This window comes from Aliikangiella litoralis, assembly GCF_052495765.1.
Genome location: NZ_CP199292.1, coordinates 726,986 through 753,862, shown reverse-complemented (window position 1 = coordinate 753,862; position 26,877 = coordinate 726,986). Strand labels below are relative to the sequence as shown.

22 protein-coding genes are annotated in these 26,877 nt (G+C 38.3%); 6 read left to right on the top strand and 16 right to left on the bottom strand.

What is annotated here, in order from left to right; all coding sequences use genetic code 11:
• Window position 1 precedes the first annotated feature (1 nt).
• From gspL to gspC, 10 genes are all read right to left on the bottom strand, one after another.
• Window positions 2-1,267 carry a type II secretion system protein GspL gene (gene gspL, locus ACT5E3_RS03285; RefSeq protein ID WP_444996882.1) on the bottom strand — a complete coding sequence of 422 codons (1,266 nt, stop codon included), beginning with the start codon at window positions 1,265-1,267 and terminating at the stop codon, window positions 2-4.
• Entirely contained in the window at window positions 1,264-2,343 is a 1,080-nt protein-coding gene (gene gspK / locus ACT5E3_RS03280) for a type II secretion system minor pseudopilin GspK (RefSeq protein WP_444996881.1), read from the bottom strand. Before gspK ends, gspL begins: the two co-directional genes overlap by 4 nt.
• The gene (gspJ, locus tag ACT5E3_RS03275) at window positions 2,340-3,083 is read right to left on the bottom strand and encodes a type II secretion system minor pseudopilin GspJ (protein WP_444996880.1); all 744 of its coding nucleotides are present in this window, start codon (window positions 3,081-3,083) and stop codon (window positions 2,340-2,342) included. Before gspJ ends, gspK begins: the two co-directional genes overlap by 4 nt.
• Complete coding sequence (gene gspI, locus ACT5E3_RS03270; RefSeq protein ID WP_444996879.1) at window positions 3,052-3,489, bottom strand: type II secretion system minor pseudopilin GspI; 438 nt, start codon at window positions 3,487-3,489, stop codon at window positions 3,052-3,054. Before gspI ends, gspJ begins: the two co-directional genes overlap by 32 nt.
• A complete protein-coding gene (locus ACT5E3_RS03265) occupies window positions 3,486-4,325 on the bottom strand; it encodes a pilus assembly FimT family protein (RefSeq protein ID WP_444996878.1) in 840 nt (279 codons plus the stop codon). Before ACT5E3_RS03265 ends, gspI begins: the two co-directional genes overlap by 4 nt.
• Window positions 4,326-4,330: 5 nt before the next feature.
• On the bottom strand, window positions 4,331-4,786 hold the full coding sequence (gene gspG, locus ACT5E3_RS03260; protein ID WP_444996877.1) for a type II secretion system major pseudopilin GspG: 456 nt from the start codon (window positions 4,784-4,786) through the stop codon (window positions 4,331-4,333).
• Window positions 4,787-4,857: 71 nt separating this feature from the next.
• The gene (gene gspF / locus ACT5E3_RS03255; RefSeq protein ID WP_444996876.1) at window positions 4,858-6,081 is read right to left on the bottom strand and encodes a type II secretion system inner membrane protein GspF; all 1,224 of its coding nucleotides are present in this window, start codon (window positions 6,079-6,081) and stop codon (window positions 4,858-4,860) included.
• A 15-nt stretch (window positions 6,082-6,096) separates the two neighbouring features.
• Entirely contained in the window at window positions 6,097-7,692 is a 1,596-nt protein-coding gene (gene gspE / locus ACT5E3_RS03250) for a type II secretion system ATPase GspE (RefSeq protein ID WP_444996875.1), read from the bottom strand.
• 9 nt (window positions 7,693-7,701) lie between these two features.
• Window positions 7,702-9,816, bottom strand: a complete 2,115-nt coding sequence (gene gspD / locus ACT5E3_RS03245; RefSeq protein ID WP_444996874.1) for a type II secretion system secretin GspD — start codon at window positions 9,814-9,816, stop codon at window positions 7,702-7,704.
• Window positions 9,816-10,775, bottom strand: coding sequence for a type II secretion system protein GspC (gene gspC, locus ACT5E3_RS03240; protein ID WP_444996873.1), 960 nt, complete (start codon window positions 10,773-10,775; stop codon window positions 9,816-9,818). Before gspC ends, gspD begins: the two co-directional genes overlap by 1 nt.
• A gap of 395 nt (window positions 10,776-11,170) precedes the next feature.
• Here gspC and hslR point away from each other — a divergent pair, with 395 nt between their 5' ends.
• Entirely contained in the window at window positions 11,171-11,578 is a 408-nt protein-coding gene (gene hslR / locus ACT5E3_RS03235; protein WP_444996872.1) for a ribosome-associated heat shock protein Hsp15, read from the top strand.
• Between the two features lie 280 nt (window positions 11,579-11,858).
• Entirely contained in the window at window positions 11,859-13,943 is a 2,085-nt protein-coding gene (gene fusA / locus ACT5E3_RS03230; protein ID WP_444996871.1) for an elongation factor G, read from the top strand.
• Window positions 13,944-14,000: 57 nt separating this feature from the next.
• Here the strand turns inward: fusA (ACT5E3_RS03230) and ACT5E3_RS03225 are convergent, their stop codons facing one another.
• Window positions 14,001-14,873: a LysR family transcriptional regulator gene (locus ACT5E3_RS03225; protein WP_444996870.1), complete on the bottom strand. Its 873-nt coding sequence runs from the start codon at window positions 14,871-14,873 to the stop codon at window positions 14,001-14,003.
• A 122-nt stretch (window positions 14,874-14,995) separates the two neighbouring features.
• Here ACT5E3_RS03225 and ACT5E3_RS03220 point away from each other — a divergent pair, with 122 nt between their 5' ends.
• From ACT5E3_RS03220 to ACT5E3_RS03205, 4 genes are all read left to right on the top strand, one after another.
• A complete protein-coding gene (locus ACT5E3_RS03220; RefSeq protein WP_444996869.1) occupies window positions 14,996-15,796 on the top strand; it encodes a DUF1338 domain-containing protein in 801 nt (266 codons plus the stop codon).
• A 122-nt stretch (window positions 15,797-15,918) separates the two neighbouring features.
• Window positions 15,919-16,773 carry an Hsp33 family molecular chaperone HslO gene (gene hslO / locus ACT5E3_RS03215; RefSeq protein ID WP_444996868.1) on the top strand — a complete coding sequence of 285 codons (855 nt, stop codon included), beginning with the start codon at window positions 15,919-15,921 and terminating at the stop codon, window positions 16,771-16,773.
• 48 nt (window positions 16,774-16,821) lie between these two features.
• Window positions 16,822-17,142, top strand: coding sequence for a hypothetical protein (locus ACT5E3_RS03210; protein ID WP_444996867.1), 321 nt, complete (start codon window positions 16,822-16,824; stop codon window positions 17,140-17,142).
• 187 nt (window positions 17,143-17,329) lie between these two features.
• Entirely contained in the window at window positions 17,330-17,947 is a 618-nt protein-coding gene (locus ACT5E3_RS03205; protein ID WP_444996866.1) for a glutathione S-transferase family protein, read from the top strand.
• A gap of 132 nt (window positions 17,948-18,079) precedes the next feature.
• Here ACT5E3_RS03205 and tuf read toward each other — a convergent pair whose 3' ends face one another.
• From tuf to rpoC, 5 genes are all read right to left on the bottom strand, one after another.
• Complete coding sequence (gene tuf, locus ACT5E3_RS03200; RefSeq protein WP_444996855.1) at window positions 18,080-19,270, bottom strand: elongation factor Tu; 1,191 nt, start codon at window positions 19,268-19,270, stop codon at window positions 18,080-18,082.
• Between the two features lie 37 nt (window positions 19,271-19,307).
• Window positions 19,308-21,395, bottom strand: a complete 2,088-nt coding sequence (gene fusA, locus ACT5E3_RS03195) for an elongation factor G (protein WP_444996865.1) — start codon at window positions 21,393-21,395, stop codon at window positions 19,308-19,310.
• A gap of 42 nt (window positions 21,396-21,437) precedes the next feature.
• Window positions 21,438-21,911 (bottom strand): 30S ribosomal protein S7, encoded by a 474-nt coding sequence (rpsG, locus tag ACT5E3_RS03190; RefSeq protein ID WP_444996864.1) that lies wholly within the window; start codon window positions 21,909-21,911, stop codon window positions 21,438-21,440.
• A gap of 209 nt (window positions 21,912-22,120) precedes the next feature.
• Window positions 22,121-22,492, bottom strand: coding sequence for a 30S ribosomal protein S12 (gene rpsL, locus ACT5E3_RS03185; protein WP_142942590.1), 372 nt, complete (start codon window positions 22,490-22,492; stop codon window positions 22,121-22,123).
• 160 nt (window positions 22,493-22,652) lie between these two features.
• Window positions 22,653-26,876, bottom strand: coding sequence for a DNA-directed RNA polymerase subunit beta' (gene rpoC, locus ACT5E3_RS03180; protein WP_444996863.1), 4,224 nt, complete (start codon window positions 26,874-26,876; stop codon window positions 22,653-22,655).
• Window position 26,877: the final 1 nt, after the last annotated feature.

Below are 26,877 nucleotides of genomic sequence, written 5' to 3'. Positions count from 1 at the left end.
TTCACCTCTTTACAGTCAACCGACTTGAATATCCATCTCCACGCTGAGTAGCAGATGACATCTCAACTTGGTGACCTGCAACCTTCAAATCATCACGATACTTGTTTAGCACAGGTAGATCTTTAGCAAATAAGTCCATCCGCAATTCATTACGTGAAGAATTATAGCTAATATTAGTTGGATATATTTGGCTTAAGTCTTTCATTAAACCAGCACTAGAACTAAGTAATGATAAAAAGGAAGCCTCACCTTGACCACTACCAATTGTTTTCATAAAACTTCTAAGCGATTTATCTGGATTAGATGGTGTTTTTCTACCAGGAAATGCCTGCTTCCATAAAACTATCCGTTGTTGTTTTAATGCTTCACTTTGACTTGATAACCAAAACCATTGAGAACCTTGGTATAACAAATGAACAGCCAGCACAACGCCAATAATAGAGGCAACTTTAAATAGCATATTTTTTAACGGCGAAGATTCTACTTTTGGTTCAAACTCGCCTTGCAATAAATTAAATTTTGATTGGTTATTAGCGCTAATATGCTCTTCTATCGACTCAACAAACTCAACTTGTGGGGCAAACAGACCAACAGGTAATTGCTTTTCAAAATTTGCATAATCATCTTGATTATCACAGAACACCGTCATTGGCGTAGCAATTGGTAAACCATCATCATCTTCACTATCCTGTTCTGCAACAACACGTTGAGAGAGCCAAGAAAAATCATCGGGACTACAATACCAACGCTGTCCCTCAGCATCTGTGACTAATACATCGCCATTCGATAAAACAATATTAAAGCCCTCTTCGGGCTGTCGTATCATATCTAAATCAACATGAACTGAGTCTAATTTTATTTCTGCTTGAATAAACTGCTCGGTAATTTGTTGAATATATTCTAATGCAACACCTCGAACGGGGATTTTTCCTGTTTTTAACCTATCTCCAATCGCAATAAAAATATTATCCACAGGTTCAGCTAAATGCTCTTCAATTAAAAAAGGAACCGCTTTTCGAAGATGCCTTTGAGCTTTATTAGGTAAATCGACCTCATTAAAATGCACATCATTACATGACAATACTAATTCTACTTGTCTTGAGCGGGCAATCTCTGCCATACAAGCCAAATCAGCTTTTAAAATTTCCTGACTTTCTAATTGCGGTGTTGAAATAGAAGAAAGCTCATTGATGTTTTGATCATCTAAACACCAAAAAAAGCTATTCTCCGCTTTAACACCCCAAAATATAGTTAATTTACCCATCATTCTTTACCAAAATATCGAGAAATCACCTGAAAATTATTATCTTTACTTTTTTTCAATAAACTTTTCATAGTAACTCTAGTTTTACCAATCTCAGCTTTTGCTGTCATCTGAAAATATTTGCTGGTCACATCAACTCGTGAACCGTATTTTTCTCTAATTTTTGTTCCTGCCGCCCCAAACTCATCAAAAAAATCTTCAACCTTTTCATAACCTTCTTCACCTCTATTGCTAATAGCTTTAGATACATCAGACATTGTAATATCTTTTGCACCTAATACGGCATAAAGTAAATAGGCCGACTCTTCATTCACGGTATTTACATTAATTTTTTTAGCATCTTGGTCCGGCAACACACAAACAAAAGGCATTAAAATATTATAAACCTTTTGATTAAACCCTTTAATTGCACGCAATTCACTCACATGACTTAACAAACTGTTAGATGTTCTGTAAGGGATCTCTAACCCTTGATAAAACTCATCCTCAGCACCGTCAGCCCCAGATGGCTCGATATCCTCATCAATCCAATCTCTAACCGCAGTGGATAAAGCTTTAGCTTCAGCACCACCATTTTCATTAACTTTACTTAATAAATCTTCTAAAATTTCCTGACCAGGTGTTTTTTGATTAACCCCGCCACCAAACTCAGATCTTCGCTCGGGTTCATCTTTGCCTCTCGAATCATTATTTCTACCACCACGTTCAGAATCACTTTCTTCAGATGCAATTGAGTTTAAGTTAAAACAACTTTGCATATCCTTTATTGAAGCAATCATTCCTCCGCCTTCAAGCGGAAAAGTGATATTATCCTGAGCCCAAGGCTGATTAAGATGAACCGTCTCACTTTCAGACTCTTCAAATGATTTAGCAAGCCAAATTTTCGCAAGCTCTTCCATTCCCATCAAATAGGAATAAGCCTGATCTCGATGAATTAAATTATTGCTTAGCTGTTTTTGATAACGAACCGTTTTTACTGATTCAACAACTAACACAATGACAACTGCCGCAATTAATACTACCGTGATTAAAATAGTACCCGATTGACGCTTCGGGAAACGATTCTGTCGATACATCATCGCCTCTCCCTATCATCTCCACGCCCTCGATCATCTTCTTTTCCTGGGCCTGGGCCTGGACCAGGGCCACGACCAGGTCCTTGTTGTTCTTCTTCATCTTGTGCTGAAGGCCTATCAGAAACAGAATATAGGCGCTCAATCACTCCATAATCAGTCAACTCTAATTTCATTTTTACCGCTATTGGTAAAAGTTTCGACTCTTCTTGTTCAGGATCATCTGATAATGGCCAGTAGTCATACCATTGCTCTCCATCATAAAAAGAAATTTTCATATCTTCGACATCTTCTAGAATCGGCCTTTTAACTCCCTGATTCTCAGCCATTCCATCAGTGTAAGCATAACTGGTTCTATTAAGTACTTTATCTTCAACGGTGTAAATTAAATGTTCCAGGTTTGAACGGGGCAACAATGCAGGGTTACGCCTTCCCAAACGGGTCAGTCTAATATAAGGTGTTGACGCCTGTAAGTCGCTCTTCATGCTTGGAATTTTATCACCATACTCATCTCTTACTTGCCGCAATGTTAACTGTTGCATATCATTCGATATAAATAAAAACGCTCTCATAACATTGTTAAGTCGATCACCACTCACTTTCATTGCATTGGTTTTAGTTGTCGCAGTGTTCAACAACGATAAAGCGCCTACACCAACCAAAGCTAATATTGCCATAGCGACCATGATTTCAATTAAAGTGAAACCTTTTTGTTTATCGACGGCGAGGAGACTGAGATTTCTCATTTTGTTCCTTATTCGCTATAAAGCCGATAAAACGTGTAGCCGGCAGTTCGTCATCTTCTTCTAATCGAACTTCAATTTCGACCTGGCGCATTTGCTTTTCACTGGTTTTGCTAACCGTTTGCAACCAAAACCATTTATGATTGCGCATTTCCATGTCACCACGAGTAACCCCTAACTCAGGCCATTGTAATTCCATGCGGGTTTCTGCCATTTTATTCAGAGCCACCCAATGAGCAATGTTTTTTATTCCTATATCGGCATGAGCTCGTTGCTGATCAGTAATGTTTCTAACTAAAAAAGCAACCGTAGTACCAAATATAACCATTGCAATCAAAACTTCTAACAAAGTAAAGCCTCGCTGACGCGAGTTTGGCTTTGGTAGTTTTCGATTTAAATAATTATTCATTCCTCTGCCAAATATTCACTGTAGTCACGTTCTATATCTTGAAAAAGGTTTCCAGGTAAAGGGCCTTGAATTTGGAGTTTACCTGTAAGCAAACCTTGAATACGAAAAAATAAAATATCATCTCTATCACTTTGATATTCATCATTAACAGCTACTGCTATCGTAAATTGATTTTGCTCTCCTGAAGATAAAAAATAAATTTGAGGTGGTTTAACCTCTTCATCTTTTTCATCTTCAAAAATATTGACATCTTCCTCAAAAATTTGAACTTCATCTTCGGCAGGTTTAAAAATATTATCGCCATCTATAGCAACATTGACTTCAACCTCTTCTCTAAATTCATGTGGAGACAGTCCAGCAACATCTTCAATCACAGACCACTGTGGTTTATTATTGGCTCTACCTGCTTTTTCACCCTCTTTACCTGAAGCATTATCTCGTCCCCCTTCTCGGCCTTTCTCAGCACTAGAACCTCTACCTGAACTATCTCTACCTGAACTATCTTTTGAAGTACTTTTTCCCTTACTTTTACCCGCTCCTTTACCACCACTCGGCTCATCAAAATCATCATTCAAAATTAAAAACTGATAGCCGTTTTCATCAATATTTAAACCATACTCTCTATTTTCAATGACGGCTTTATCACGAACCATTTCAATAGCAGCCAATAATCGATAAATCTCTTCTTTAGCAAAAGTATCACTCGACTTCCCAAGGTATGGGATTGCAATCCCCATCAAAACAGCCATGATAGCCATAGCAATTAAAATTTCGATTAAGCTAAAGCCACTTGGCTTCAACTTAGGAACCGTCCGAAATTCAAGTGCTTTCATCATTATCTTTAGTCTTGTGCTTTGAGTGCTTTCAACACTTCATCAATATTCCAATTACCAACATCAGCCGCAAGCCCTTCACCACCTTCTTCACCATCTGCTCCTAAAGAATAAACATCATACTCTCCAAATTCTCCAGGATAGGTATACTGGTAAGGATTACCCCAAGGATCTGTTTTCAAGTCTTTTAGATAACCACGACGTGGATAATTTTTAGGTTCTGGAGAATCAGTTGGTTTAGTGACCAAAGCATCTAACCCTTGATCCGTTGTAGGTAAAAGAAAGTTATCGGAGTGATATTGAATTAATGCAGATTCAATAACGGCTAAATCTCCTTTTAACCTTTGGAAGGTTGCATTTTCAGTTTGTCCCATAAACTGATTAACCATAATCCCACCCAATATAGCCATAATAGCCATTGCGACAAGTATTTCTAATAAAGAAAATCCTGATTGTCTTTTCATCACTTACCTCATTTTAAATCAATATTTTTAATTTGTTTTGTTGCTATTAAATGCAACTACCATTCAAAAAGTTATGCTAATGTGTCGCTTAATGAGAACACAGGCAACATAATGGCCAGTACAATCGCGAAAACGAAAGAGCCCATCACCAAAATCATTACAGGCCCAATCATATTCATCATTGTTCCCACTAAATTATCGAACTGTTTCTCTTGATTATCTGCAGCTCTATCTAGCATTTGCTCTAGTTCACCTGAGTTTTCACCACTAGCAATCATGTGCAACATCATTGGTGGAAAATAACCGCACTGCTGCAACGAAATTTTTAAACCTGCACCTTCCCTTACTCTTACCGTCGCTTCTTTCACTGCTCTTTTTAATTCCACATTAGTCATAACATCGCCAGCAATTTTCATTCCCTCAAGTAGCGGTACACTACTTTGATTTAAAATGGCTAATGTACGGGCAAAACGTGCAGAATTCATACCTCGGATAACTTTACCTAACCCCCAAGAGTTTAATTTCCAGCGATCCCACCATAAACGCATCGAAGGCTTACGTAGCATTCGATTAAAACCAACCAATGCTAAGACTATGCCTAAAAAAGCCCAGATCCCCCACGCTTTAACAAACTCGCTCATTGATAAAAGTGCTTGTGTTATCCATGGCAACTCCTGCCCCGACTGAGTAAAGCTCCCCGTAATTTCAGGAACAACATAACCAAGTAAAAACGAAACAATTCCCACACTAACTACAGTTAAAATGATTGGATAGACTAAAGCACCGGAAATTTTAGATTGTATTTCCTGCCTTGATTCTGTGTAATCGGCAAGTCGCTCAAGCACTAAGTCCAAATGTCCTGACTTTTCACCTGCAGCAACCATCGAACGGTAAAGCTCAGAAAAAACCCAAGGATATTCACTTAAAGCATCGGCCAAAGTATGACCTTCAACAACCCTTGCTCTTATTCCCATTAGCATGCTGCGCTGCTTAGGCTTTTCAGTTTGATCAGCAATCGCTTTAACTGTTTCTTCAAGTGGTATAGACGCTTTAACCAAAGTTGCTATTTGTCTAGTAATTAAAGCTAAGTCAGCAGCATTAACTTTAGTCTTAAAAAAACCGCCTTGTCCTTTAGCGACCTTATTTTTTTGAGTGCCTGTCACACTCTCAACTTCAAGTGGAATTAAGTTCTTATCTCTTAAAGATTGCCGAACCTGTCGAGGGGTATCTCCTTCGATGATTCCTTTTTTTTGTTTACCCGATTGATCGAGTGCAACATATTCAAATGCAGCCATTTATTAACACCACTTTTAATCTTCTCGCGTAACACGTAAAACTTCTTCGACTGTAGTAATGCCATCAAGTATTCTTCTTTTACCATCATCGCGAATACTAAACCCGCTTTTTCGAGCATGTCTTTCGATATCTAATTCGCCTGCGCCATTGTGAATTTTGTCTCTTATTTCTTCATCGACTAAAAGAAACTCAAAAATCCCTTGGCGCCCCTTATACCCTAAATGATTACACTCAGCACAACCTTCAGCATGATAAATTTTAGGTGGATTTGTTACATCAAACCCTATCAGTTCACATTCTTTTTCATTGGCCAGCCCTCCTCGTTTACAAGCAGGACACAAGGTTCTCACTAAACGCTGTGCTAACACACCTAATAAACTTGAAGATAACAAGAAAGGTTCTATCCCCATATCTTGTAATCGAGTAACTGCACCTGATGCGGTATTAGTATGTAGAGTAGATAATACTAAGTGCCCAGTTAAACTGGCTTGAACGGCAATTTGTGCGGTTTCTAAGTCACGAATTTCACCAACCATTACGACATCTGGATCTTGACGTAAAATAGCTCTTAAACCAGCCGCAAAAGTCATATCGACTTTACTATTAACCTGTGTTTGCCCAATACCATCTAATAGGTACTCAACTGGATCTTCTACGGTTAAGATATTACGTGAGGTATTGTTGAGTAATGTTAACCCAGCATATAAGGTTGTTGTTTTACCTGAACCTGTTGGCCCTGTAACCAAAATAATTCCGTGAGGTTTATGCAAAATTTCGCTCATTCCTTTCATCATCGGCTCAGACATACCAAGATGAGAAAAATCCAGCCGACCAGCTTGCTTGTCTAATAAACGTAATACAACTCGCTCACCATGACTAGAAGGAATTGTTGATACACGAACATCAACACCACGGTTCGCTATTTTTAACGCTATACGACCATCTTGTGGAATACGTTTTTCAGCAATATCTAACTTGGCCATTACTTTTATTCGAGAAACAAGCAGAGGCGCTAATTTTTTGCTCGGAGATAAGATTTCTCGTAAAACGCCATCAACACGAAAGCGAACTTTTAATTCATTTTCAAACGTTTCTATATGAATATCAGATGCATTAACTTTGATTGCTTCAGTTAATAAAGCATTGATTAATTTAATAACAGGGGCATCATCATCAGCTTCTAAAAGATCTTCTGTTTGTGGTAATTCTTCAGCTAATTGGAACAAATCCATGTCTTCGCCAATATCTTCCATTGCAGCCATGGCTTCGCCAGAGTTGTCTTGGTATACCTTACCTAAAACTGCTTCGAACTCATCTTCGTTAACTTGCTCAAACTTCAGTTTTCTACCAGCAACGCGCCGAGCCTCAGCTATTGCAGATAGGCTAGTATCTCTCTTTACAACAGCAATAGGCGTATGGTTATTGTCAATTTCAGCTTCTGAACCATCCTCAATTAACTTAATGATAATTCCTTGCCGTTTAGCAAAAGTAAAAGGCAATTTTTTCAACACTTTTTCTTCTGCATCAAAAACAGGCTCATCCATAGCCAACACATCACTCTCTAGTGAATGATGCTGTTCATCTTGTTTAATAAAATCACTAACTGACATGACTATGACCTAGTTTTGCGAATCTTGTTCAGATTCTTCTTGCCCTTCTTGTTCTGACTCAACCTTTAAGTCACGAGTTTTAATCGTATCTTCATAAGAAGGAGGCAAAGCAAGTTGCTCATCCCAGTTAGGAAGAACGGCTGAATCAGCCGAAGGCATTAGGGAAACGCCACGTTGTTGCCAATTAAGCTGTTGAGCGCGCATAAAATTATATTTACGAGAACTGATAGCATCAAAACCTGCCGTATCACTCACGATAGTTGGGCGAATAAATACCATCAAATTACGTTTAGTTTTGTTGGTTGACTTAGATGAGAAAAGACTTCCAATTAAAGGGATATCACCTAAAACAGGTACTTTTTGAGCACTTTCTTGAATATTGTCATCGATTAGTCCACCCAATACGATAGTCTGACCATTACCCGCTAAAACACTGGTTTTTATCTGACGTTTATTCGTTACAATATCAGCCCCTGTCGCACCAGCAATACTAGATACTTCTTGCTCTATTGTTAACAAAACAGAATCACCTTCATTGATTTGAGGTGTAATTTTTAATTTAATACCAACATCTTTTCGTTGCACGGTTTGAAACGGATTAGAGTTATTTCCGCCCAATGTTGAACCTGTAATGATTGGTACTTCTTGACCAATACTGATAGAAGCTTCTTCATTATCTAATGTAGTTAGGCTTGGTGTTGATAAAACGTTAGAATCAGTATCAGTGGCTAATGCTTTAAGTAATCCAGCCCAAGACTTCTCATCAGTAAAGCCAAACAATGCACCAGTAACCCCTGACAAAACTTGACCTAACAATGAACCATTATCACCAGTACTTGGTAGTTTTTCTGTTGTTGTTGCGCCATCGATAATTACTGTTCTGGTTCCTTGCTCAACACCTCTTCTTGCAAGCACACCAGCACCAACTTGTGCAATTGAAGGCGAACTATTACTAAAGTTAACTAAGCCTGCTTTAGTCGCCCATTGAACCCCTAGCTCTTTTACTTTGATATCAGAAATCTCAACAATAATCGCCTCTACATGAACTTGTTTACGTCGTAAGTCGAGCTGCCCAATGACAGATTCAAATGATTTCATTATGTCTGGTGCGGCAGTTATCACAAGTGAATTAGTTTCAGCATGAGCCTTAATCGAGTAGCCTTTATCATTAGCCCCTCCTCGTCTTGACTTACCTTTATCTTTACCTTCTTCTTTTTCAATAGACTCACCGACACCTTCAAGTAAAGTGGCCAGTTCTTCAGCATTAGCATACTTCAGATAAACAACCTTAGTATTACCACTGTTACTAATTTCTGAATCTAATTGTGCAATTAATGCTCTTAATCGCATTGATGCTTTACTATCAGCACTAAGAAGAATGCTGTTAGTTCTTTCATCAGCAACAAAACGAGGCACATTAGCAGCTGGTCCTTTTGATTGACCACTTTGCTTTTCTAAACTTTCTAAGATACGTACAACCTCACCTGCGGAAGCATGCTCTAACGGAATAACCTCTATCTCTTCATTACTTTCACGGTCAATTTGACGAATAATCTTAACAATTCTTTCCAAGTTAGCGGCAGTATCATGAATAACCATAACATTGGTTGGTTTGTATTGAGCCATATGACCTTGGGTTGAAATTAATGTTCTCAAGAGAGGTACTAATTGACCCACATCGATATTATCAACTTTAATTACACGGGTAATTAACTGGTCACCTTTATATTGCTTCCCTTTGGCGGTATAAACTGGTACAGCATCTTGCTTAGCTGATTGCAGCTGCTCGATTTTATAATAACCATTCACTTCTACAGCTGAAAATTGATGCACTTGAAGGACACTTAAAAACAACGCAAAGATTTCATCTTCATCCATTTCATGTTGTGAAATAACAGTTACTTTTTTATTCTTAACTCTTGGGTCAGGAATAAATGTTTTACCGGTTATACGGCTTACACTCTCAATGAATACTTCAATATCTGTATTTTTAAGATTTAAAGTCGCTTTTGCCGCAAAAACACTGGGGGATACTAATACTAGACCTAAAATCAATAATACTGCTCTTCTCAGCAAACTATTGTTTTTGAAGTTGTTCTTATTTCTTTGTGTTGCCAATTGCACTATCTACGTCCTACATTTTGATTTAAGTTCAATAATAAATTCAGTTGCTCATTACCACGTTGAATTTCAACATTCATTTCTTTTAATGATTTAGCATCATTCATCAGAGTCATAGCATCCTGCATATTGGTTAACCCTATGCCGTTTATTGATGTCACAATATCATTGCGTCTTAAGCCGAGTTCTTGAAATAACCGCTTATCTTTACCTGGCTGAATTCTAAATCCTTTTAATTCCCCATTCACAAAGTGTGGACGCCCGCTTATCACATCAGAAACGCTTTTTGGATCACTACTTAATTTATCACGATATTCATTTAATTTTTGACTCAATCGATCATCTTTACGTTTATCATCAATTCGTGCCTTACCTCTTGGAGGTGGGGGAGCTCGTCCAGCATCAGACTTTTGTTTCTCACGAGAATCTCCATCCCTTACGACTTTAATCACTGATTCTTCTTGCTCTAAACTTAAAGCTTCATTTCGGCCATTAGATTCTAAAATGACTCGATCAACATAAACTTGTCTTAAAAAAACTCGACCACCAACCTTAAGTTTTTCTCCGATGAAGTAAACAGCTTGTTTGCCTCTACTATCTTCAATAATAGCATTTGCCTTATCAGGTGTATCTGCAGCATATATTCCAGTTAACTTCAGGTTAAGCTTAGTTTCAACAACATCTTTTACTTCTGGCTTAACATCTGCTTCTTTGACCACACTACCGAATAAATTCATATGAACTAAACTAGATACATCCACTTGGTTAGATTTCTGAGAAACCGAACTCGCTTTCACCGATATAGGCTTAAAGTCACTTGGGGCTGTAAAATAAAGCACCCAAACCCAAACAGTTTTTGCCAATAATACAACCACAATCAACCCGCCTAGCCATTGTACTAGCGGCAACCAATTGTTGTAATCTTTATACCAACTTGCTGATACTAACTTAGAAAAATTCATTTCTTCCATCTAAGGTATTTATGCCACAAAATCAGGCATTATCAATTTACATCATTCAAGCAATCGCATTAATTATTTCGCTAATTGCCTATTCTTATTTTGATTTACCATATCTAGATGGTCTATCATTTTTAGCTTAAAAATACTGGTGAGTGTTATTTATTAATATAATTTATAATTTAAACCAGTAAAGTAAGTATACTTCTTTCTTACCAATGTACCACGGAAGAATATTGTATAAGTAACAATTCGAATGTGAATATTTGCATTTTCACCTTAAGCAAATCGTTATATGGCACAAGTTTAGCGATACTAACGCCTAACTTTTGTAAAAGGGTTCAAAGAATAGCAAATTAATTAAATTTGTTGTAATTTTTTACTAAAAAGTATGGAAAATGTCACAAGATACCAAAATTAGACTCGATAAATGGCTATGGGCATGCCGTTTTTATAAAACCAGAGCGATAGCTAAAGCCGCTATAGAAGGGGGAAAAGTCCATTATGAAGGACAGAAACCTAAACCCGGCAAAGCAATTCAAATTGGCGAAACAATAAAACTACGTCAAGGTTTTGATGAAAAGATTGTGATTATTAAACAACTTTCTGAACATAGGGGCCCCGCTAAAATTGCACAAACGCTTTATGAAGAAACCTCTGAAAGCATTGCCAAGCGAGAGGAAATTACCCTATTAAGAAAAATGTCAGCTCCAACAACAACAGGAAAGCCAGATAAAAAGCAGCGTAGAGCTATCCACCGTTTTAAAAACATACATGACTACGACCCTACATCTGAAGGCAGCTAAAGTTTGTATGTACTTACCTACAAACATAATTTAAGTAATTAAAAAACATCTATAGCAATACAGAAGACAAAGCTTGCGTATGTTTGTACGACAATCAGAGCTAATTCAATAATAGTATTTGAAAAGCCTAAATCAAGGCACATATATAGCCTCTAGTTTTTGTTTAATTTTTATGCAAAATCCAAATAGCCGAAAGCTATTATCTAGTGTATAATGCGCGCCTTTCGCGTTTGCGACCCCGAATTCAATTTCGAATTTAACCTTTATATAGAGTAAGACAATGGCTGATTTATCTAAATACAGAAATATAGGCATTTTCGCTCATGTGGACGCAGGTAAAACGACCACAACAGAGCGAATTTTGAAGCTTACCGGTAAAATCCATAAAACCGGTGAAGTACATGACGGTGAGTCAACAACTGACTTCATGGAACAGGAAGCAGAGCGTGGAATTACCATCCAATCAGCTGCGACTACTTGTTTCTGGAAAGATCATCGAATGAATATCATTGATACCCCGGGACACGTTGACTTCACAGTTGAAGTATATCGTTCATTAAAAGTACTTGATGGTGGTGTGGGTGTATTCTGTGGCTCTGGTGGTGTTGAACCACAATCAGAAACTAACTGGCGTTATGCAAATGATTCAGAAGTTGCTCGTATTATCTTCGTGAATAAATTAGACCGAATGGGTGCTGACTTCTACCGTGTAGTCAAACAAGTAGAAGACGTTTTAGGAGCTAGCCCACTCGTTATGACTCTACCTATCGGTATAGAGGATGATTTCGTAGGTGTTGTTGATGTACTAAGCCAAAAAGCTTATGTCTGGGATGATTCGGGCTTACCTGAAAACTACGAAGTTCAAGAAATCCCTGATGATTTAAAAGACAAAGCTGCTGAATATCGTGAAATGTTGATCGAAACAGCGGTAGAGCAAGATGACGACCTAATGGAAAAATACCTTGAAGGCGAAGAGCCTTCTTTAGAAGATATCAAACGTTGTATCCGTAAAGGAACTCGTGACTTATCATTCTTCCCTACTTATTGTGGCTCTGCTTTTAAAAATAAAGGCGTTCAGTTGGTGCTTGACGCTGTTGTTGATTACTTACCATCACCGACAGAAGTTGACCCACAACCTTTAACAAATGAAGAAGGGGAAGAAACAGGCGAAGTAGCTACAGTTTCAATTGATGAGCCACTACGTGCTTTAGCATTCAAAATTATGGACGACCGTTTTGGTGCCTTGACCTTCATCCGTATTTACTCTGGTGTACTTAATAAAGGTGATACAGTACTTAACTCATACACAGGTAAAACTGAGCGTATCGGCCGTATGGTTGAGATGCATGCAGATGAACGTACAGAGTTAGATAAGGCACAAGCTGGTGATATCATTGCTGTAGTTGGTATGAAAAATGTACAAACAGGCCATACGCTATGTAATCCAAACCACCCATGTACTTTAGAGCCAATGGTCTTCCCTGATCCAGTTATCTCTATCGCAGTTAAGCCTAAAGATAAAGGTGGTTCTGAAAAAATGGGAATTGCAATTGGTAAAATGGTTGCAGAAGATCCTTCATTCCAAGTTGAGTCAGATCAAGAAACTGGCGATACTATTTTGAAAGGTATGGGTGAATTACACTTAGATATCAAAGTTGATATTTTAAAACGTACTTATGGCGTTGAGCTTGAAGTTGGCCAACCTCAAGTAGCTTATCGTGAAACGATTACTCAAGAAATTGAAGATAGTTACACTCATAAAAAACAATCTGGTGGTTCAGGACAGTTTGGTAAAATTGATTACCGAATCAGACCTGGTGAACCTGGTTCTGGCTTCCAATTTGAATCAAAAGTTGTAGGTGGTAACGTACCTAGAGAATTCTGGCCTGCTATTGAAAAAGGCTTTAAGGGTATGATGGAAGAAGGTACTTTGGCTGGATTCCCTGTACTTGATGTTGAAATTGAACTATATGACGGTGCATTCCATGCGGTTGACTCATCAGCAGTTGCTTTTGAAATAGCTGCAAAAGGCGCTTTCCGTCAATCAATTCCAAAAGCGAAGCCACAGTTAATTGAACCAATCATGAAAGTTGACGTATTTACGCCAGAAGATCATGTTGGGGATGTTATTGGTGATTTAAACCGTCGACGTGGAATGATTAAAGATCAACAAGCAGGCGTAACAGGTGTCCGAATCAAAGCAGATGTCCCACTAGCAGAAATGTTTGGTTATATCGGGCACTTACGTACAATGACTTCAGGTCGTGGTCAATTCTCAATGGAATTTTCTCACTATCTACCTTGCCCTAATAGTGTTGCAGAAACTGTTATTGCTGAAGTTAAAGAACGTAACGAAAAGAAATAAGCCCCAAAAAAGTACTAAAAATAATAACCCTGAATATTTTATATTCGGGGTTATTTTTTATCTGGTCTTATTAAATCCTTCCAATGGCTCTTTTTTATTAACCTGGCAAATATCAATAACTGAAGAAAGTACCTTGCTGATGGATGCCTTTTCAGGGTAAGCTAAACCTATCAATCGCAAAAATCGCATTCCCTTTATCCTTAATAAATTAGGTTGCTGGGTATTATAAAAACTGGGGTGATCGGGCACGAGCGCAGCACCAACCCCCGCGGCAGCAAGTTCGACAGCATATTCAACAGTTCTGATCCTAGCACGAATATTCATTTTGATACCAAGAGGTTCAATTGCACGTAACAACTCTTTTGTCACCAAACTGGGGCTTCGCAAAATGAAATTTAGCCCATCCAAATCTTCCAGGCTTAACTCACTCTGGTAAGCCATAGGGTGACCTGGAGGCAATGCCATTAAAAATTCATCTTGCCAAAAAGGCATAAAAGTTTCGCCAGGTTTAACCATATTGGAAGAAATAATCCTCGCTTCACAGGCTCTTCGCTCAGCATCAACCAAAGTAAGCTCAAGCCCATCAACTGATTCAATGATTTCTTTAATTAAATGGCTCATACGTGAAGCTCCTAGCGCAGGTACTACACCTAAACTAAATGGCAAAATAGCCGACTTTTGTTGAAACAACTGCTTAATCGACTTTGCTTGACCGGTTAATTGTTTAGATAAAGGGTACAAACGCTGACCAGCTTCGGTTGCTGTCACACCACGTGTATGCCTAATAAACAGCGGCTCCCCAAGGTTTTGTTCCAAACTCTGTATTGCAGCTGAAATAGAAGGTTGAGAAACAAAGCAGTGTTTAGCTGCTGCGCTAATGCTCTCTTGTTCAAATACTGACTCAAAATAACGAAGTTCTCGCAAATCCATAACTATGACCTATATCAACTATCAATAAACAATATTATTCCTTTATCAAAAAAATAGCTATAGTTCGGCACATCTCATATAGAGTATCCAGTTTGTAGTATTTTTAACCAAGCGAGTTTTTTATGAACACCCAAAGTATTGAACAACTTTTTAGTAATATGTGGAAGGACTACCTATCACTAAACCCAGATGCAGAACGTATTTTTAATCTTTTCGAAAAAAAGAATACTGTTGTCAATGATCATGTTGCTTTTAGAACTTTTGGTTTACTCGGTATAACTGTTGAAGAAATAGCTCAACCTTTGATTGATGCTGGATATGAAGAAGCGGGTGAATATAATTTTGAAAAAAAGAAACTTAGAGCCAAACATTATTCTCATCCTAACATGCCACTCGTTTTTATCAGCGAGTTAAAAGTTGAAGAATTCTCAACTGATGCCCAAACACTCATCAAGCAATTGGCCTCTCAAATAAACTTAAACCATGTCAAAAATCAAGACTTCTTATATTCAGGTAGGTCATGGGATGTCAGTTACAAAACCTATCAAAAACTACTAGAAGAAAGCGAATATGCCGCTTGGGTAGCAGCCTTTGGGTTTAGGCCCAATCACTTTACCGTTTCAATAAATCATCTAACCCAATTTAATAATATTAGTGAGGTCAATCAGTTTGTAAAAGATAATGGATTTCAGCTCAATACTTCAGGGGGGGAAATAAAAGGAACTGTTGATACATTTTTAGAACAATCCTCAACTATGGCCAACTCAATTGAAGTTGAATTTAGTGACTCAAAACAAATGATCCCAAGCTGCTTTTACGAATTTGCACTACGCCACCCAATGGCTAATGGAGAGTTATTTAGAGGTTTTATTGCATCATCAGCCGATAAAATTTTTGAAAGTACAAATAACAAAGCAGCATAAATTATTAGGGTAAAAACAATAATAGCTTTTACCCTTTATTCCACCTAAATCGGAATTTCACTTCGCTCAGTCCTCACACAAAGATATAATAAGCACACAACTGATCAAACTGTTGATATTACATGAGCGATACAATTCACCGATTTATATTTGAAACAGATGGCATTCGAGGCCAGCTAGTCAAACTTAACCAATCAGCACAAAAAATGCTTAATGGGCATAATTATCCACCTCTGATTGCAGATTTACTTACTCAAGCAGCTTCAATTAACGTATTACTTGCTACCACACTGAAATTTGAAGGTAAGATTTCACTTCAATTACAAACACCAGATAAATTAAAAATGCTCGTTGTTCAAACAACTCATGATTTGAACTTTAGAGGGTTAGCGAGATATGATGATGATATTGACTACTCCACATTAACATTTAAAGACTTAACACGCAAAGGCCACCTTTCAATAACTATTGAGCCCAGTAAAGGTAAGCGTTATCAAGGAATTGTTCCATTAGATGGCACAAACCTTAGTCAGTGTGTTGAAAATTATTTTGAACAATCTGAACAATTAAAAACACGCATTTGGCTGTTTACCGAAAAAAAACAAGCTTGTGGGCTTTTACTACAAGCTCTTCCTGATATGATTAGCCAAGAAGCTTTCATGCATCTCAATCATTTGGCTTCAACTCTTAATAAAGAAGAAGCTCTGACTGTTGAGAGTGAAATGTTATTGCATCGACTTTTTCACCAAGAGGATATCCGCTATTTATCTGTCGATGATATTCATTTTGCTTGTGGATGCAGTCGAAAAAAAATGTTGGATTCACTCAGCTTACTACCAGAAAAAGAAGTTACCGATATTTTGCAGACTGAAGGGCTAATATCAGTCAAATGTGAATTTTGCTTAGAGCAATTTAATTTTAAAGAATTAGATATAAAAGAACATAATCAGGTTAGTGGTAATAACACTAAACATTGATATTAATGGGAAAATACACTTTTCAATCAAAAAATTAAGGACAAAACAATGAAGCTTAAAATACTTTTAATATTAACCACTTTATTTTGTTTACCAGCAAAAGCAGATTGGCATAGTGGAAAAATTTCATCGGTCAGTACTAGCTATGAGGGTGATAAAGTCACTTTAGTTCTAGAGGACTGGTCGCGAAATAACTGTACTTGCTATCCAACCTGGCCTAATAATATGTGCTTAGATAGCGCAAGAGAAACCGCTAATTTCGAAAGATCATTTATATTATCAGCAAAAGCGAGGAACAAAGTTGTTGTTGTTCATATCGATGAAACAACTTGCAAAGTTATCGCAATTGCAGAGTACGGTGTTAATTAAAAACTTTATTTATTCTAGTACACTTTATTCTCTCCTGACATACCATTGTCAGGAGCACTTAGGTAGTATTCGTATATCTTAGTTAACCTTCTTGTGAAAAACCATGCTCAAACTCTATTCATTTGGCCCAAACTTTGGTTTATCTGATCCCAGCCCCTTTGTATTAAAGGTAGAAACTTATTTACTAATGGCTAATATCGATTATGAATCTATTTCCCGCTTAAATAATCTAAGCAAAGCCCCTAAAGGGAAATTGCCATTTATTGAAAACGACGGTGAAATTATTGCTGACTCTCAATTTATTATTGATTATTTAGAAAAAAAATATAATGGTCGATTAGATAGTCATTTATCTGATGAACAAAAAGCACTAACTTACCTCATTACAAAATCATTGGACGAAAATCTTTATTTCGCCTTAGTCTACTCTCGTTGGCAATGTGATGAAACTTGGCCAAAAGTAAAAAATACTTTTTTTGGTAAATTCCCATTTCCACTGAAATTGATAATCCCTTTTATTGCCCGTAGAGGAGTCATAAGAACTTTAAAAGGGCAAGGGATATCTAGGCACTCAAAACAGGAAGTAGAGCAAATTTGCCTGAAAACTTTTCAAGCATTATCTAGTCTTATAAGTAACAAACCTTATATTTTAGGAGATCAACCATGTTCATTGGATGCAACCGTATTTGCTTTTTTAGCAGAATTTATTTTGGTAGATTTAGATAATACTTTTAATGATATTGCTCGAAGTCAATCAACTTTAACAAACTACTGTCAGCGAATATATAAAACGTACTACCTTTAATTAATTTTCTACCCCTTAAGTTCTAGGAAAAAATTAGTCGGGTATATCACTTGGAAACAACCCCAATGATATTACTTTAGGCACAAAAAAAGCGTTCAATATGAACGCTTTTTTGTTCTTAAGTTTTACTTATTAAGCAATAATCTTAGAAACAACACCCGCACCAACCGTACGACCACCTTCTCGAATTGCAAAACGTAAACCTTCATCCATCGCTATCGGTGCTATTAACTCAACTTCCATTTTGATGTTATCTCCTGGCATTACCATCTCTACCCCTTCTGGTAATTCACAAGCACCTGTCACGTCTGTTGTTCTAAAGTAGAACTGTGGACGATAACCTTTAAAGAAAGGCGTATGACGTCCACCTTCATCTTTACTCAAGATATAAATCTCTGCTTCAAATTTCGTATGAGGTGTAATTGAACCCGGCTTCGCTAATACCTGACCACGCTCAACTTCATCACGCTTAGTTCCACGTAACAAGATACCTACGTTATCCCCTGCACGACCTTCGTCTAATAACTTACGGAACATCTCTACACCTGTTACCGTCGTTTTAGTGGTATCTTTTATGCCTACGATTTCTATCTCTTCGCCAACATTGATGATACCACGCTCGATACGACCTGTTACAACTGTTCCACGTCCTGAGATTGAGAATACATCTTCTATCGGCATGATGAAATCTTTATCGATATCACGCTCTGGCTCTGGAATGTAAGAATCTAGTGCCGCTGCCAATTCTAAAATGGCACCTTTTCCTAATTCTCCTTCATCTCCTTCTAAAGCTTTTAACGCTGAACCTTTGATAATTGGTGTATCATCACCTGGGAATTCATAAGCGTCTAATAACTCTCTAACTTCCATTTCTACTAATTCTAATAACTCTTCGTCATCAACCATATCGCATTTGTTTAAGAATACAACGATTTTCGGTACACCTACCTGACGAGATAAAAGAATGTGCTCACGGGTTTGTGGCATGGGGCCATCCGCTGCTGAACAAACTAGAATCGCACCGTCCATTTGAGCCGCTCCAGTGATCATGTTCTTAACATAGTCAGCATGTCCTGGGCAGTCTACGTGCGCGTAGTGACGACCTTCGGTTTCATACTCTACATGGGAAGTTGAGATTGTGATGCCACGCTCTTTCTCTTCTGGAGCATTATCGATTTCTGCGAAATCTTTTGCTGCACCACCGAAAGCCGCTGATAAAACTGTACACATTGCTGCTGTCAGTGTGGTTTTTCCATGGTCAACGTGGCCAATTGTACCTACATTGACATGGGGTTTGGTTCGTTCAAATTTTTCTTTTGACATTACCTATTTCCTCGTTCAATTATAATTTAAATAAATATTAGTATTTCAAACCTTCAGAAACACTTTTAGGTGCTTCTTCATATTTTGCGAATTCCATCGAATAACTAGCTCTGCCTTGCGTTGCACTTCTCAGATCAGTTGCATAGCCAAACATCTCCCCCAGTGGTACTTCTGCGCGAATGACTTTACCAGTTGGATTATCATCCATTCCCTGCACCATCCCTCGGCGACGATTGAGATCTCCCATCACGTCTCCCATATAGTCCTCCGGCGTAACCACCTCTACAGCCATAATAGGCTCTAGTAATACAGGATCAGCTTCAAGAGCACCTTTCCTAAATCCCATTGAGCCTGCTATTTTAAAAGCCATTTCACTCGAATCTACATCATGAAATGAACCGTCAAACAAGGTGACTTTTACATCTACCATTGGATAGCCAGAAAATACGCCTTGTTGCATTTGCTCTTCAGCACCTTTGCTAACAGCAGGAATATACTCTCTTGGTACTACACCACCAACAATTTCATTAACAAATTCAAACCCTTCACCGGACCCTTTCGGTTCAATTCTTAGCCAAACATGACCATATTGTCCTCGCCCACCAGACTGACGAACAAACTTGCCTTCGGCTTCAACTGATTTACGAATTGTTTCTCTATAAGCAACTTGTGGTTTACCGATGTTAGCATCAACTTTAAATTCTCTTTTCATTCGATCAACAATAATATCCAGATGTAGCTCTCCCATCCCAGAAATGATTGTTTGACCAGACTCTTCATCAGTTTCTACCCTAAATGAAGGATCTTCTTGTGCTAATTTGCCAAGCGCTATTCCCATCTTTTCTTGATCAGGTTTTGTTTTAGGCTCAACAGCAACAGATATTACTGGCTCAGGAAACTCCATTCTCTCTAAAATAATCCGTTTTACCGGATCACAGAAAGTATCACCAGTTGTTACATCTTTAATACCAATTGCAGCGGCAATATCACCAGCATAAACTTCTTTAACTTCTTCACGTGAGTTAGAGTGCATTTGTACAATTCGACCAACTCGTTCTTTCTTTCCTTTAACCGAATTAAAGATCTGGTCACCTGTGCGTAACACACCAGAATAAACTCTAAAAAATGTTAATGTTCCTACAAAAGGATCGGTCGCTATTTTGAAAGCTAAGGCAGAAAAAGGCGCTTTATCTTCTGGCGGTCTCGAATCTTCTGTTTCACCATCTTCTTTTAGCCCAACGATTGGTGGTACATCAATTGGCGCAGGCATGTAATCAATAACAGCATCTAATACAGCTTGAACACCTTTATTTTTAAATGCACTACCGCAAGTTGCAACTACAATTTCGTTGGCAAGAGTACGAATTCTTAAACCAGACTTGATTTCTTCTTCAGATAAATCACCTTCTTCAAGGTATTTATCCATTAATTCTTCATTAGCCTCAGCAGCAGCCTCAATTAATTTTTCTCGCCAGTTTTGACACTCTGAAAGCATTTCGGATGGAATATCTGCATATTCAAAACTCATACCTCTATCGGCCTCGTTCCAATAGATGGCTTTCATTTTAATGAGATCTACAACGCCTCGGAATTCTTCTTCAGCGCCAATAGGTAACTGAATTGGAACTGGGTTTGATCCTAGCCGACTTTCAATCTGTTCAATAACACGCAAGAAATCAGCACCAGCACGATCCATTTTATTCACAAAGACCATACGTGGAACACGATACTTATTGGCCTGACGCCATACAGTTTCAGACTGAGGTTCAACTCCGGAAGAACCACAAAAAACAACCACCGCACCATCAAGAACTCGCAATGAGCGTTCAACTTCAATAGTAAAGTCAACATGTCCAGGAGTGTCTATAATATTGATACGATGATTTTCATACTGCCCTTGCATTCCACGCCAAAAAGTCGTAGTTGCAGCTGAAGTTATTGTAATACCACGCTCTTGCTCTTGCTCCATCCAATCCATAGTGGCAGCGCCATCATGGACCTCACCAATTTTATGTGATAAACCAGTATAAAATAAAACACGCTCTGTCGTGGTTGTTTTACCAGCATCAACGTGCGCACATATACCAATATTGCGGTAGAGATTAATCGGAGTAGTTCGTGCCATTAGTATTTCCTCTTCAACTCACAAAGAAAGAGCAGCAGTACTTTACCAGCGGTAATGAGCAAATGCTTTGTTAGCTTCAGCCATACGGTGAACATCTTCACGTTTCTTAACGCAAGATCCTCTATTTTCGATAGCATCAAGTATTTCACCGGCTAAACGAGCATCCATAGACTTTTCACCACGTTTTCGTGCACCTTCAACTAACCAGCGCATAGCAAGCGCAGTTTGTCGAGAAGGTCTTACTTCAACTGGTACCTGATAAGTTGAACCACCAACACGTCGAGATTTAACCTCAACTAAAGGACGGATTTTATCCAAACCTTCTTCAAATACTGGTAGTGCATCTTCGGTATTCTTTTTTTCTTTAATAATATCTAAAGCTCTGTAGACAATTTTTTCTGCTACAGACTTTTTTCCATCAACCATCAATACGTTGATGAATTTAGCTAATAGTTCACTTCCAAACTTAGGATCAGGCAAGATCTCACGTTTAGCGACTACGCGTCTTCTAGGCATAATATATTTTCCTATGTGTTACTTCAGGTTTAACCAGGACTGTTGCCCGGACCTTACTCACATCTCAAAGGGATGTTGTTTTTACATTCAACCTAGTTTTTAACCCAAAACCATTGCGGATTTGAGCTAAAACTATTGAACAGTCGAATGCCATATTTAAAAAATTAACATTAATAACTAACATTAATTTTGCTTAATAAACTCAAAGTTTATTTTGGTCGCTTAGCACCATATTTAGAGCGGCCTTGTTTACGATCTTTCACTCCAGCCAAATCAAGATTTCCACGAACACAGTGATAACGAACACCAGGTAAGTCTTTAACACGACCCCCACGAATCATTACAACACTATGCTCTTGTAAATTATGACCTTCACCACCAATGTATGAAGTTACCTCAAATCCGTTAGTTAAACGAACACGAGCAACTTTACGTAATGCTGAATTAGGCTTTTTAGGAGTGGTAGTGTAAACACGAGTACAAACACCACGCTTTTGCGGATTAGCTTCTAGCGCAGGTACGTTACTCTTTTGAACCACTTTTTTACGCGGCTTGCGTACCAACTGATTAATAGTTGACATTGTTTACAATAGCTCCAGCTTTTTTACTTAATAAAATCCCAACCTATAGACAAAGCTCACAGCCCATAGTTAAGGGTGCGGCATTGTAATTGCCCGAGATTAGGATGTCAAGATGACCACTGCCCATTCGATCAAAAAACAGACAGTAGCCAAATTCTATTTAGGCTTCATCGCCTTCTAAACCTGTTGAACTTAACGCATCGCTAAGTGCTTTTTCAGCATCTTCAGCAGAAACCGTTTCTTCAACATCAAACTCAAACCCACCAGTCAAACGATTTTTACGTTCTTCATGATAAGTTAAACCTGTACCTGCAGGTATTAAACGACCAACGATAACATTTTCTTTAAGACCCACTAAGCGATCTTTCTTACCACTGACAGCAGCTTCAGTTAGAACACGAGTTGTTTCCTGGAAAGATGCAGCAGAAACAAACGATTCTGTAGCTAAAGAAGCTTTAGTAATTCCCATAAGAACACGTTCATATTGAACTAAATCTTTACCTTCAGCAGCAAGTTTGTCATTAATATCAAGAACACGTACATATTCCATTTGTTCGCCTTTCAATAGCAAGCTATCTCCAGGGTTGCTAATGATCACTTTACGTAGCATCTGACGAACGATTGCTTCGATATGCTTATCGTTAATTTTTACACCTTGCAGACGATATACGTCTTGCACTTCATTGGTAATATAATTAGCCAATGAACTAATTCCTTTTAGACGTAATATATCATGAGGGTTATCTGCACCATCGGATACAACCTCACCTTTTTCAACCTTTTCACCTTCGAACACATTAAAGTGACGCCACTTATGAATTAGCTCTTCATAAGAGTCACCTTCTGGCGGCGTAATCACCAAACGGCGTTTACCTTTAGTTTCTTTACCAAAGCTAACAGTACCCGAAATTTCGGCTAAAATAGCAGGCTCTTTTGGTTTTCTTGCTTCAAATAAATCAGCAACACGCGGAAGACCACCAGTAATGTCACCTGTTTTTGATCCCTCTTGAGGTATACGCGCTATCGCAGTACCCACACCAACTTCAGAACCATCTTCAATACTAACAATCGCATTAACTGGTAAGATATATTGCGCGGGCATGGTCGTACCAGGAATCAATAACTCTTTACCTTTACTATCAAACAACTTGATCATCGGTCGTAAGTCGTTTGACTTAGTACCGGTACGTTTAGACTCTGTAATTACCAATGAACTCAAACCAGTCAATTCATCCGTTTGGCGAGTCATATTAACGCCTTCAATCAAATCTTGTAACTTGATAGTACCCGCAATCTCAGTGATGATTGGATGTGTATGAGGATCCCAGTTAGCAACAACATCGCCCCCTTGAACCTTAGCACCATCCTGAACTTCAAGTACCGAACCATAAGGTACTTTATAACGCTCACGTTCACGTCCAAATTCATCAAGAAGCGTTAATTCCGTAGAACGAGAAACAATCACTAATTTACTGTCTTCTCTTGTAACATATTTAGCGTTATGTAATTTAAGTATTCCGTCATTTTTAATCTGTACATTATTTTCAGCACTTTGTCTCGATGCAGCCCCACCAATATGGAAAGTACGCATAGTTAGCTGTGTACCAGGCTCACCGATAGACTGAGCAGCAACAACACCAACAGCTTCACCTATATTAATTCGATGTCCACGAGCCAAATCACGACCATAGCACTGAGCACAAACACCTTGGCGGGTTTCACAAGTAATAACCGAACGAACAACCACTTGGTCAATACTGTTTGCTTCAAGAATTTCAACCCATTGCTCATCTAATAAAGTTCCAGCTTCACAAATCACTTCATCTGAATTTGGTTTATAGATGTGCTCAGCATTAACTCTACCTAGTACTCGCTCTCTTAACGGTTCAACAACATCTCCCCCTTCAATCAGAGGAGTCATAGTTAAACCTTTTTCGGTACCACAATCAGTTTCTGTAATTACCAAGTCCTGTGCAACATCAACTAATCGTCGAGTCAAATAACCAGAGTTAGCCGTTTTCAATGCGGTATCAGCCAAACCTTTACGAGCACCGTGAGTAGAAATAAAGTATTCAAGTACACTTAAACCTTCACGGAAATTCGCTTTAATCGGGCTTTCAATAATTGAGCCATCTGGCTTAGCCATCAAGCCACGCATCCCGGCAAGCTGCCTTATCTGCGCAGCACTACCACGAGCACCTGAGTCAGCCATCATATAAACAGAGTTAAATGACTGTTGTTTTACAGTATTACCTTCGGCATCGATAACATCTTCATGGCTTAAGTTATCCATCATTGCTTTGGCTACTTGCTCGTTGGTATGAGACCAGATATCAACCACTTTGTTATAACGCTCACCATGAGTTACCAAACCAGATGCGAATTGCTCTTCAATTTCTCTGACTTCTTGCTCGGCACTATCAATGATTGTTTTCTTTTCATCTGGAATGACCATATCGTCAATTCCTACCGATGCGCCAGAAAGGGTTGCATAATTAAATCCGGTATACATCAGCTGATCTGCAAAAATAACCGTTTCTTTTAAACCTAATCGACGATAAGCCTGATTGACCAAATTAGAAATCGCTTTCTTAGTCATTTTTTGGTTAACCAGCTCATATGGTAAACCTTTTGGAACAACTTCAAACAGTAAAGAACGACCAATAGTCGTATCCACTAAAGAAGTAGTTTCTTCACGATTTCCTTCTTCATCAATAGCGGTTTCAGTCAAACGAACCTTAACTTTAGCATGAAGCGCAGCGTTACCATTTCGATAAGCACGTAATGCTTCAGCCGTATCAGCGAAAACCATGCCTTCGCCTTTTACATTAACTTTCTCACGGGTTAAATAATATAACCCTAATACAACATCCTGGGTCGGTACGATAATTGGCTCACCATTAGCAGGAGATAACACATTGTTAGTTGCCATCATCAATGCCCGTGACTCTAACTGCGCTTCAATTGTTAGAGGTACGTGAACCGCCATTTGGTCACCATCAAAGTCGGCGTTATAAGCAACACAGACTAGCGGATGTAATTGAATTGCTTTACCTTCAATAAGAACAGGTTCAAATGCTTGGATACCCAATCTATGCAGTGTTGGTGCACGGTTTAACAACACAGGGTGTTCTCGAATAACCTCTTCAAGAATATCCCAAACAACAGGCTCTTCACGCTCAACCATTTTCTTAGCCGCTTTAATAGTTGTTGCTAAGCCTCTTAACTCTAATTTACCAAAGATAAATGGCTTAAATAACTCAAGCGCCATCTTTTTCGGTAATCCGCATTGATGAAGCCTTAATGTCGGCCCAACCACAATAACCGAACGTCCTGAGTAATCAACACGCTTACCAAGAAGGTTTTGACGGAAACGACCTTGTTTACCTTTAATCATATCGGCTAATGATTTTAACGGACGCTTATTAGAACCTGTAATAGCTCTTCCACGACGACCATTATCAAGCAACGCATCAACCGCTTCTTGTAACATACGTTTTTCATTACGAACAATAATATCAGGCGCATTTAAGTCTAATAATCTTTTCAGACGGTTATTTCTATTAATAACACGGCGATATAAATCATTCAGATCGGATGTCGCAAAACGTCCACCATCTAATGGAACCAATGGTCTTAAATCAGGTGGCAAGACAGGTAGTACTGTCATAATCATCCACTCTGGTTTATTACCTGATTCAATGAACGCTTCTAACAACTTTAAGCGTTTAGAAAACTTCTTTAATTTAGTTTCAGAGTTAGTATTCGGAATTTCTTCACGAATAGTTTTAGCTTCTTCTTCTATATTAATATGAGTTAGCAGTGTCATGACTGCTTCTGCACCCATTTTTGCTTCAAACTCATCACCAAACTCTTCTAGTGCATCAAGGTAAGTTTCTTCGCTTAATAATTGACCACGTTCTAAAGTCGTCATACCTGGTTCAGTGACCACAAATGCTTCAAAATAAAGTACACGCTCAATGTCACGCAGAGTCATATCCATCAATAAACCAATTCGAGATGGTAATGATTTCAAAAACCAGATATGCGCAACTGGACAAGCTAAATCAATATGTCCCATTCGCTCACGACGAACTTTAGCCAGTGCAACTTCTACCCCACACTTTTCACAAATAACACCACGGTGTTTTAATCGCTTATATTTACCACATAAGCATTCATAATCTTTAACAGGCCCAAAAATTTTGGCACAGAACAAACCATCTCTTTCTGGTTTAAAAGTACGATAGTTAATCGTTTCAGGTTTTTTTACTTCACCGAAAGACCATGAACGGATCATTTCGGGTGATGCTAAACCAATTCGAATGGCGTCGAATTCTTCAGTTTGATTTTGTTGTTTAATAAAGTTTAATAAATCTTTCAAC